The 9,703-nt window shown below is 61.8% G+C and carries 10 protein-coding genes and 1 pseudogene; 6 read left to right on the top strand and 5 right to left on the bottom strand.

The features are described from left to right. Positions 1-197 precede the first annotated feature (197 nt). Together TU73_RS27765 and TU73_RS27760 are read left to right on the top strand one after the other, a co-directional pair. Complete coding sequence (locus TU73_RS27765) at positions 198-689, top strand: GNAT family N-acetyltransferase (protein WP_057014841.1); 492 nt, start codon at positions 198-200, stop codon at positions 687-689. Positions 690-1,010: 321 nt separating this feature from the next. After that, the gene (locus tag TU73_RS27760) at positions 1,011-1,394 is read left to right on the top strand and encodes a hypothetical protein (protein ID WP_057014840.1); all 384 of its coding nucleotides are present in this window, start codon (positions 1,011-1,013) and stop codon (positions 1,392-1,394) included. 112 nt (positions 1,395-1,506) lie between these two features. On the opposite strand, the gene TU73_RS27755 is transcribed toward TU73_RS27760, so the two are convergent. Then, entirely contained in the window at positions 1,507-2,700 is a 1,194-nt protein-coding gene (locus TU73_RS27755; RefSeq protein ID WP_057014839.1) for a TPM domain-containing protein, read from the bottom strand. Positions 2,701-2,831: 131 nt separating this feature from the next. Between TU73_RS27755 and TU73_RS27750 the strand changes: the two genes are divergently transcribed. Both TU73_RS27750 and TU73_RS27745 read left to right on the top strand, forming a co-directional pair. Further along, positions 2,832-3,644 carry an alpha/beta fold hydrolase gene (locus tag TU73_RS27750; protein ID WP_057014838.1) on the top strand — a complete coding sequence of 271 codons (813 nt, stop codon included), beginning with the start codon at positions 2,832-2,834 and terminating at the stop codon, positions 3,642-3,644. Next, a complete protein-coding gene (locus TU73_RS27745) occupies positions 3,637-4,770 on the top strand; it encodes a PAS domain-containing sensor histidine kinase (RefSeq protein WP_057014843.1) in 1,134 nt (377 codons plus the stop codon). Before TU73_RS27750 ends, TU73_RS27745 begins: the two co-directional genes overlap by 8 nt. Here the strand turns inward: TU73_RS27745 and dapF are convergent. Next, a pseudogene (gene dapF, locus TU73_RS28865) lies at positions 4,767-5,571 on the bottom strand (diaminopimelate epimerase). The gene TU73_RS27745 and the pseudogene dapF overlap by 4 nt on opposite strands. Positions 5,572-5,726: 155 nt before the next feature. Here dapF and TU73_RS27740 point away from each other — a divergent pair. Then, positions 5,727-6,245 (top strand): P-loop nucleotide/nucleoside kinase family protein, encoded by a 519-nt coding sequence (locus TU73_RS27740; RefSeq protein ID WP_057014842.1) that lies wholly within the window; start codon positions 5,727-5,729, stop codon positions 6,243-6,245. 6 nt (positions 6,246-6,251) lie between these two features. On the opposite strand, the gene TU73_RS27735 is transcribed toward TU73_RS27740, so the two are convergent. From TU73_RS27735 to TU73_RS27725, 3 genes are read right to left on the bottom strand one after another with little or no spacing between them, the layout of a single operon-like run. Next, positions 6,252-6,668 carry an SRPBCC family protein gene (locus tag TU73_RS27735; RefSeq protein ID WP_057014837.1) on the bottom strand — a complete coding sequence of 139 codons (417 nt, stop codon included), beginning with the start codon at positions 6,666-6,668 and terminating at the stop codon, positions 6,252-6,254. A 27-nt stretch (positions 6,669-6,695) separates the two neighbouring features. Continuing rightward, positions 6,696-7,493 carry an SDR family NAD(P)-dependent oxidoreductase gene (locus TU73_RS27730; protein ID WP_057014836.1) on the bottom strand — a complete coding sequence of 266 codons (798 nt, stop codon included), beginning with the start codon at positions 7,491-7,493 and terminating at the stop codon, positions 6,696-6,698. 18 nt (positions 7,494-7,511) lie between these two features. After that, the gene (locus tag TU73_RS27725) at positions 7,512-8,516 is read right to left on the bottom strand and encodes an aldo/keto reductase (RefSeq protein WP_057014835.1); all 1,005 of its coding nucleotides are present in this window, start codon (positions 8,514-8,516) and stop codon (positions 7,512-7,514) included. A gap of 110 nt (positions 8,517-8,626) precedes the next feature. On the opposite strand from TU73_RS27725, the gene TU73_RS27720 reads away from it, so the two are divergent. Further along, on the top strand, positions 8,627-9,565 hold the full coding sequence (locus TU73_RS27720; protein WP_057014834.1) for a LysR substrate-binding domain-containing protein: 939 nt from the start codon (positions 8,627-8,629) through the stop codon (positions 9,563-9,565). Positions 9,566-9,703: the final 138 nt, after the last annotated feature.

The following is a 9,703-nucleotide window of genomic DNA, read 5'->3' as shown; positions in this document are numbered from 1 at the left end:
TCAGGTAGATTGGCATCGGCTGGCAGGCCGTCATCGCAGGCAAGCCAGCTCCCACATTTGGATCGCGGTGCGTCAGCTAGATCAGCGTCGGCTGTCAGGCCGTCACGGGGGCAAGCCCCCTCCCACATTTGGATCGCGGCGCATCAGTTAGTTAGCAGTATGATATGGCCTTTCGCTCAACGCCCCTGGAAACGCCCATGCCCACCCTCACCTTGCGCAACGCCCTCCCCGCCGATGCCGACCGCTGCTTTGAAATCGAAACCAGGGCCTACGAAGGCGACGAAGCCGCGACCCTGGAAAAAATCGCCACGCGCATCGCGCAGTATTCCCAAGGCTTTTTGATCCTGGAAGCAGACGGCGAAGTGGTCGGGTTTATCAACTCGGGCTGCGCCCATGAGGTGGTGATGTCGGACGAGGCCTTCAAGGAATTGGTCGGTCACTCACCCGAGGCGCTGAATGTGGTGATCATGTCGGTGGTGGTCGACCCGGCGCATCAAGGCAAAGGCTATGCAACAACCCTGATGACTGAGTTCGTGCAACGCATGCGTATGCTGGGCAAACAGACCATTCACCTGATGTGCAAGGAGCAGCATGTGCCGTTGTACACCCGCATGGGCTACACCTATGTGCACCCTTCGCCGTCGGATCACGGTGGGATGGCGTGGCATGAGATGGTGATGGTTTATTAACAAAAACACAGTGATCGGGTTTATGTTGCAAAACGTATAAACGCCAACGACCACGCGGCGAAAAAATGCATTTCAGCGGGTAAAAACCTTGAGTTCATCTGCTCTACCTGACGTCAAGCCGGGCATTTCAACCGATCCCACAGACTATACTTACAGCCGCTCCTGCGACTTAATGGCCTGGACACACAACGGTTTCACCCCGTTACATTCACCCCCAATGCACTTGATTGAGCGACCGTTTGCGGCGCTGTAGCCTGCGAAACACCCTGCTTGGACCAGGTCCTGGCGGGTCAATTTCCTAGCTAGCAAAGAGGTGCAATCGTGTTTTCAATCAATGGTTCTACGCCGTCCATACCTGCTTACCCACCAGTCAGCACAAGCCCTATCGATAACGATGCCCCGAGGCACAACCCCCTGGAAAAAAACCAGATCGGGGACGATGCAGAAATTTTCAATGGCAACGGCGGCGGGAAAAATGTCGGAAACCATTTCCGGGCCGATTTCAACCGTAAGCGGATCGAACAGGACTTTCTATCCTCGGATAAAAAGACCGGTGACAGCTCGCAAGTCAGCCCCCGCCCGCCTTTCTCCAACATGCTGCCCACGGATGAAAAGGCCAGTGACAACTCGCTGATCAACATTAACCCTGCACCCATCGACTTCGAAATCAAATCCGACGGCAACGGCGGTTGGGTAAAAGCCTAACCCAGGCTTTAAAGGCTGGGCGGGCTACGAACCCTGCCGGAGCCGAATCACAGCCTGAATGTGGGCGCGGGCTTGCTCGCTCCCACGTGTGAATTGGGCATCAACCAACGCGTCACCAACTGCCAGAAGCCCCACCACCGCCACTGGAACCACCGCCACCGGAAGAACTGCTGCTGGAGCTGCTGGAACTCGAACTGGACCCACCGCCCGAGCCAGATCCAGACCCCTCGCCAACCTTGCCAAAGATAATCAGCGCGACAAACGATGCGATGGGAAACGCCAGCAGCCAGCCATCACGCCCGCCATCGATCACCAGCCCTGCGATCACGTACACGGCCACCGCCGCCAGCAGTCGTACGCTGAACCCTGCACGGCTGCTCCGCCAGGTGTGCCTCATGATCAGCAGCAGCACCAGGTACAAGCCCAGCACTATCCCTACGCACAGCGGCCATAGCAGCCAATGGATAAAACTGACGTCCACGTAGTTATCCACCACCAGCAACCCGATGCTATAGACCAGCAGCCCGATCACACCGTAGAACAGGGTGCGTACCTGCCACAAGGCACCGAAGGTGGCGCCGCCAATCAACAGGGTCAGCGGTATTACAAACAAGAACATCGGCCATTGCCGACCGCCACCGAGCAGCGCCAGCAACAGCGTAGCCGCCACTGCGACGATCAAGCCCTTGCGCCAATGCAGCTTGCCGGCGGCGATCAGTACGCCGCCCAGGCCGCCCAGGACAAACGCCACCAGTATCGCGATAAATTGGGGATTGACCCCAGGCCCGGCCACCCTGGGCAGGTCGCCGCCGTCCACCAGCACAATCAGCGCGTCCACGCCTTGTTGGATACCACCGGCAAAATCCCCCTGGCGAAACGCTGGAGTGATGTGTTCTTCGATAATGCGGTGGGCCAGCAGGTCGGTCACCGTGCCTTCCCGGCCGTAGCCCACTTCGATGCGCACCTTGCGGTCATCCTTGGCCACCACCAGCAGGATGCCGTCGTCGACGTCCTTGCGCCCCAGTTTCCAGGCGCGGAACAGTTGGTTGGCGTAGTCCTCGATGCCGGCGCTGCCGGTAGTCGGCACCAGCAATACAGCGACTTGCGCACCTTTGCGCTGTTCAAGCTCGGCGAGTTGGTGTTTCAAGCGTTGGGTGGCAGTGGAGTCGAGGGTATTGGTGAGGTCGATCACCCGTTGGTCCAGGGCCACCCCGATGGGCGAAGTGTCAGCCCGGGCCAGGCTCATCACACCGACAAGCAACAGAGCCAACAGACTCAACACCGATTGCCGCAGAATCATCACCATGCTTTGTTACCTGAAGTTTCTTCCTGAAGGCACCGACTTTACCTGATCGACGTATAACGCGTGACCCCACGCCCGCGACTATCTAAACTGCCGCCACGCCCGCATAGCTGTTCGCCACCTACGAGACGCCCATGGATCTACGTCACCGCAACCACGTTCGCGTGAAGGGCCATGGGCCTTCGACCCTGGTGTTCTCCCACGGCTTTGGCTGTAACCAGGCGATGTGGAATTATCTGGCGCCGCACTTTCTCGAGCGCTTTCACGTGGTGCTGTATGACTTGGTCGGCGCCGGCCTGTCGGACCTGAGTGCGTTCGACAAAACCAAATACAGCAGCCTGGACGGCTATGCCCGCGACCTCAACGAGATTGTCGACGCCTACGCCGAAGGCCCGGTGATTCTGGTGGGCCATTCGGTCAGTGCGATGATCGGCACCCTGGCGGACCGTTTCGCCCCCGGGCGGATTGCCGCGCATGTGATGATCGGCCCATCGCCGCGCTATATCGATACCGAGGATTATGTCGGCGGCTTCCAGCGCGACGATATCGAAGACCTGCTCGACACCCTGGACAGCAACTACCTGGGCTGGTCCAGCGCCATGGCCCCGGTGATCATGGGCGCGCCGACGCAACCGGCATTGAGCACCGAACTCACCGAAAGCTTCTGCCGCACCGAGCCGGACATCGCCAGGCAGTTCGCCCGCGTGACCTTCCTCTCGGATAACCGCCACGACGTGCAGGGCCTGGCCACCCCGGTGTTGATCCTGCAGTCGAGCGACGACCTGATCGCCCCCGTGGCCGTGGGTGAATACCTGCATGCCGTGATGCCCAACAGCACTTATCGCCTGGTGGACAATGTCGGCCATTGCCCACATATGAGCGCGCCCCAGGCGTGCGCGGCGGCGATGGATGCGTTCCTGGCGCCGTGGGCAGCTGCCGATGCCTGACTCGCTGTTCGACAGCGCCGCCTGCGCCTTGGCCGTGACCCGAGAGGACGGTACGATCCTGCGCGTCAACCCGCGCCTGAGCGACTGGCTCGGGTTCAGCGCAGCCGAGCTGCAGGGGCGCAGGTTCCAGGACCTGCTGACTATGGGCGGGCGGATCTTCTACCAGACCCACCTGGCACCGATGCTGCGCATGCATGGCAGCGTCACCGAGGTGAAGCTCGACATCCGCCATTGCGCCGGGCACAAAGTCACCGTCTTGCTCAACGCCAACCAGCGCCAGCAGCCCGACGGCGTGGTGTATGACCTGGCGCTGTTCGGCACCACCGACCGTGACAAGTACGAGCGCGAACTGCTCAATGCGCGCAAGTTGGCCGAAGCCCTGCTTCAGGAAAAAACCGCCACCGAACTGGCCTTGCAACAGGCCCAGGCCGAATTGAGCGAGGCTTATGCCATCGCCCAGCGCCGGGCGTTGTTCGCCGAACAGATGGTGGCGATTGTCAGCCACGACTTGAAAAACCCGCTCACCGCCATCCGCATGGCCTCGGACTTTCTCCAGCGTGGCGAGCGTACGGCCAAGGAGCGCCAGTTGCTGGGGCATATCGGCCAGTCGTCGGAACGCGCCCAACGCATGATCGCCGACCTGCTGGACTTCACCCAGGCCCGGGTCGGCCAAGGCATCACCATCAAGGCGGTACCGCTGGATCTGCACAATGTGATCCAGCATGCGGTGGACGAACTGCGCGTGGCCTTCCCTGCCGCCACGCTGGTGCACCACGCCGAGGGCCTTGGCCAAGCGTGCCTGGATGCCGACCGGGTGCAGCAGATCATCGGCAACCTCGTCGCCAACAGCGTGGCCTATGGCGACCTGCTGCAACCGATCACGGTCACCTCGCGCCTGGGCGACAACGCCTGTGCCGTCGCCGTGCACAACCATGGCCCGGCAATTCCCGAATCACTGCTGGCGGGGCTGTTCGAACCCATGACTCGTGGCACCGACCAGGGCAGCGATGTGCGCAGCGTTGGCCTGGGCCTGTATATCGTGCGCGAACTGGCCAGGGTACATGGCGGCGATGTGGCGGTGAGTTCCTGTGCGATGGCCGGCACCACCTTTACCGTGATGTTCTAGTACAGGTATGCGGCGCCCTGCATGATCGGTTCGACACGGCCGGTCAGTATCACCCCCGCCCTGCCCGTCCCATTGCACCGTGACCGTACCGCCGTCGCACTCGACCGTCACGGTGTCATCGAGCAGCCCCCGCCGAATGCCATTGACCACCGCCCCGCAACAACACGAACCGGACCCCAACGGCACTGCGCCGCCACGCTCCCAGATGCGCAGGCGGATGTGGCCGCGATGCAGCACCTGTACGAAATGTACATTGGTCTTGGCCGGGAACAGTGGGTGAACTTCCAGGGCCGGGCCCACCGTCGCGACGTTGATGGTGGCGATGTCCTCCACGAAAAACGTGCAGTGCGGGTTACCCATGCTGCAAGCCGCCGGGCTGCCGTCGATGGGCAGCACGCGGGTGTCCATCGCCTTGGCCAGGGGCACCGCTGCCCAGTCCAGCGACGGTGTACCCATGTCCACTGACACTCGCTGCCCGTCGACGCGTGTGCACGCCAGTAACCCGCGCTCGGTACGCAGTACGATGGCCTGGGTGCCGGCCTCGTGCATCAGGCGGTCGGCCACGCCGCGGGTCGCGCTGCCGCAAGTGTGCAGGCGCGTGCCGTCCGGGTTCCAGAATTGAATGCGCGCGGCGGCATCCTCACAGTCGAGCACCACCGCCATTTGATTGAAACCGATGCCCGTGTGGCGATTACCCAGGCGACGGGCAACCTGTGCAGTGATGGGGTTGTCCTGGCCACGGCGGTCGATGATGATGAAGTCGTCGCCGTGGGCGTGCATCTTCACGAACGGCAAGGTCATGGGTGCAGGTCCTGTTGTCGAAGTGAAGCAGTTCTAATAACACAAGGAGCGAGCTTGCTCGCGAAAATCGTGAAGACGACACGTTTTACCTGCAAGTACGCGTTATCGTTGACGTTCTTCGCGAGCAAGCTCGCGCCTGCAAAGGGTTGATGGCCATGCTTATTGTATTCAGCGGTCTGCCCGGCAGCGGCAAGACTACGATTGCCAGGGAACTGGCGCGACAGACCGGTGCGATTTACCTGCGCATCGACGTGATTGAACAGGCACTGCGTGATGCCGCGGTATTGGCCGGCGATGTGGGAGCCAGTGGCTACGGCGTGGCGAATGCGCTGGCGCTGAGTAATTTGCGCTTGGGGCAGCGGGTCATTGCCGATTGCGTGAACCCGGTCAGGGAGAGCCGCCAAGCGTGGCAGGCGGTGGCGACGACAGCGGGGGTAGAACTGATCAATATCCAGGTGGTGTGTTCTGATCAGCAAGAGCACCGGCGCCGTGTGGAAAACCGCGTGGGCGATGTTCCCGGCCTGGCGCCGCCGACCTGGCAGTCCGTGCTGGTGCATGAGTATGAAAGCTGGGATGAACCGGCGTTCAGGCTTGATACAGCGCGGATGACGCCAGCACAGGCAATCGCGACAGCCCGCGCACATTTGTTCAATGTGGGAGCTGTCGAGCTTTAGCCGGATTCAGTCGGGGAAATTGCCGCGCAACGCCTCAAGACCACCGTTATAGACGCCAGCGAACAATTGCTCCACTGCCGCATCCGTAGTGTCTGCTACTGGGGTGAACACGCCCGACCAGGTCACTTTCGCCGACGTCTCAGTCAGCGCTTCAACCTGCACGGTCGCCAGATAAGCACTCACCGGAAACGGCGACGCCTCAATGGTGTAGCTGTAGGTGCGCGCCACGTTGTCGAAGCTCTGCAAGCGCTCGACGATCTGGCCGCCGTCAGCCGTGGTCAGGTGACGCACACGGCCCCCTTCGCCTGGCTCGCTCTTGGCGATGAAGGGCAGCCAGTCGGGCAGGCTGTTGAAGCCGCCAATCAGTTGCCACACCTGGTCGGCCGAAGCCGGGATTTCAATCACAGAAGATGCTGTTGCCACGAGAGATACTCCAAAACAGGAAAAAAATCAGATCGCCATGCTGTCGACAACGCCGCCGTCGACCCGCAACGCGGCACCGGTGGTGGCAGACGACAGCGGTGAAGCAATGTACGCCACCAGGTTCGCCACTTCATCCACATTGGCGGCGCGCTGGATGATCGAGGTAGGCCGCGCATTACGCACGAACACATCAGCCTCTTCCCGTGCACTGCGCCCGGACTCGGCCGTAGCGTCCTTGAGCATCTGCTCCAGACCGTCGGTAAAGGTCGGCCCCGGCAGGATCGCATTCACCGTGACCCCGGTGCCCGCCAAGCGCTTGGCCAAACCGTGGGATACCGCCAGGTTGGCGCTTTTGGTCACGCCGTAGTTGATCATGTCGGCCGGCGTTGCCACGCCGGATTCCGACGACACAAAGATCACCCGGCCCCAGCCCTGCTCGACCATGCCCGGCGCATAATGCCGCGCCAGGCGCACACCGGAGATCACATTGACCTCATAGAAGCGCGTCCACTCGCTGTCTGGCGCCTCGAAGAAATCCACATCGTTAAAGATGCCGAGGTTGTTGACCAGGATATCGGCGCGAGGTTCGGCGGCGAACAGTTTCTCGGCGCCCTCGAGGGTGCCAAGGTCGGCCGCCAGCCCACGCAGATCAGCGCCGGGCACCACCTGGCGAATGCTGGCCAAGGCGTTGTCGACCTTGCCCGCGTCCCGGCCGATCACCACCACCGTAGCCCCGGATTGCGCCAACGCCTGACTGATGCCCAGACCAATACCGGCGGTGCTGCCGCTGACGATGGCCACTTTGCCGCTCACATCGATGTTCATGCTTAAACTCCTTGGGAATTAGAGAGGCAAAGGCGCACGGTCAGATATCAATCGGGCCTCGCGCAACGCTTGCCAGAAGGCTGCTGGAATCTTCTCTGACAACGCCGCCACGTCTTCGGCAAGCCGTCCCGGACGACTGGCACCGGGAATCACCGCCGCCACGGCCGGGTGCGCCAGGGAGAACTGCAGCGCCGCGGCCTTCACGCTCACGCCAAACGCCTGGGCGATCGCCTTGATCTGCTCGACTTTGCTGATGATCGCCGGGCTGGCTGGTTGGTATTCGAAGTGCGTACCGCCGGCGAGAATGCCGGAGCTGTAGGGGCCACCGACGACAATTTCGACGTGCTGGGCCAACGCCGAATCCATCAAGCGTTGCAGGGCGCGCTCGTGGTCCAGCAGGGTGTAGCGGCCGGCCAAAAGGAAACCGTCGGGCTGGGCCTCAGCCAGATCCAGGGTCAGTTCGCAAGGCTCGACACGATTGACGCCCAGGCCCCAGGCCTTGATCACGCCCTCTTCACGCAAGCGGGTCAGTGCTTTGAACGCGCCGGTACGGGCCTGGTTGAAGTACTCCAGCCATTGGTCGCCGTAGAAGTCCTGGGCGATGTCGTGAATCCACACGATGTCCAGGCGATCGGTCTGCAGGCGTTCGAGGCTGTCTTCAATGGAGCGCAGAGTGGCGTCGGCGCTGTAGTCATTGAGCATTTTGTTCGGGCGACCGTGTTCGAACACGCCGCTTTTTTCGCCGAGGTCGCGGGAGCCGGCTTCGACTTCATCCAGAATCACCCGACCGACCTTGGTGCTGAGCACGTAGTCATCGCGATTGTAGTTAGACAGGGCCTGGCCCAGGCGGATTTCCGACAGGCCCGAGCCGTAGAAGGGTGCCGTGTCGAAGTAACGCACGCCGTGGTTCCAGGCGGCCTCGACGGTGGCCTGGGCTTCATCTTCAGGAATGGCGCGGAACATGTTGCCCAGGGGGGCGGTGCCAAAGCCCAGTACGCCGGGCAGTTTGTCTTTCAAGCTCATGGTGGAGTCCTCAATCGGTTCAAGGGGGAGACCGTTGAGCAGATCCTAGATTGCGTTAGTCAGACCGTCCAAGACATACTGCGACCAACTTGAGTCCCCAGAGGTCTTACATGATCGATCTACGCCAACTGCGCTACTTCGAAGTGGTCGCCGAAGAAGAACACGTCGGCCGTGCCGCCGAGCGCCTGCACATCTCCCAATCGCCCCTGAGCCGTCAGATCGCCCAGCTCGAAGAGCGGCTGGGCCTGACCCTGTTCGAACGCAGCCAGCAACGCATTCGCCTGACCCGCGACGGCCAGACCTTCCTGGCCGAAACCAAGGCGCTGCTGACCCACGCCAATCGCCTGGAGTCCCTGGGCAAGCGCCTGGGCCGTGGGGAAGAAGGCGGCTTGTGCATCGGCTATATCGAAAATGCCATGCATGCCGGGGTACTGCCCAATGCCCTGCGCATCCTGCGCGATGACCGGCCCACCGTGCACATCAAACTGTACAACCTGCCCTCCCTTGAGCAATTGGAGGGCTTGCGCCAACGCAGCCTGGACATCGCTCTGGTGAGCGAACCGCCTGCCGCCGACGACCCGGACCTGACCGCCTTGCAAGTGCTCGACGACCCGATGCTGCTGGCCCTGCCCGAACAGCATCCGCTGACCAGGCAAAGCGAATTGTTGCCCCAGCACCTGGCCGAACAACAATGGATCGGCGTGCAGCGCAAACCCGGCGCCAACCCCGCCGATGATTTCGTCGCCGCCTGCATCCGCGCCGGGTTCACCCCGCAGATTCCCATGGAAGCCAGCGAACCCTTTACCGCATTGGGCCTGGTGGCCTCGGGGCTTGGGGTGGCGATGGTGCAGAAGGGCCTGAGCCGCAATGCACCGCCCGGCGTGGTATTGCGTGAGCTGCCATGGCTGAGCTACACCACACCGCTGTGGGCGGCATGGCACCGGGTCAACCTGCGACCATTGGTGGAAACGTTTCGCAAGGTGCTGACTGAACCATCGCTATCGGGAGCAGGCCCTCTCCCACATTTCAATCGCGTTTTTCCTGAATAAATGCGATCAACTGTGGGAGGGGGCTTGCCCCCGTGACGGCCTGACAGCCGACGCTGATCTAGCTGACGCACCGCGATCCAAATGTGGGAGCTGGCTTGCCTGCGATGACGGCCTGCCAGCCGATGCCAATCTACCTGA

This window comes from Pseudomonas libanensis, assembly GCF_001439685.1.
Taxonomy (GTDB): Bacteria; Pseudomonadota; Gammaproteobacteria; order Pseudomonadales; family Pseudomonadaceae; genus Aquipseudomonas; species Aquipseudomonas libanensis.
Note: the sequence above shows the minus strand (reverse complement) of the source record. Positions and strands in the feature narration are given on the sequence as shown.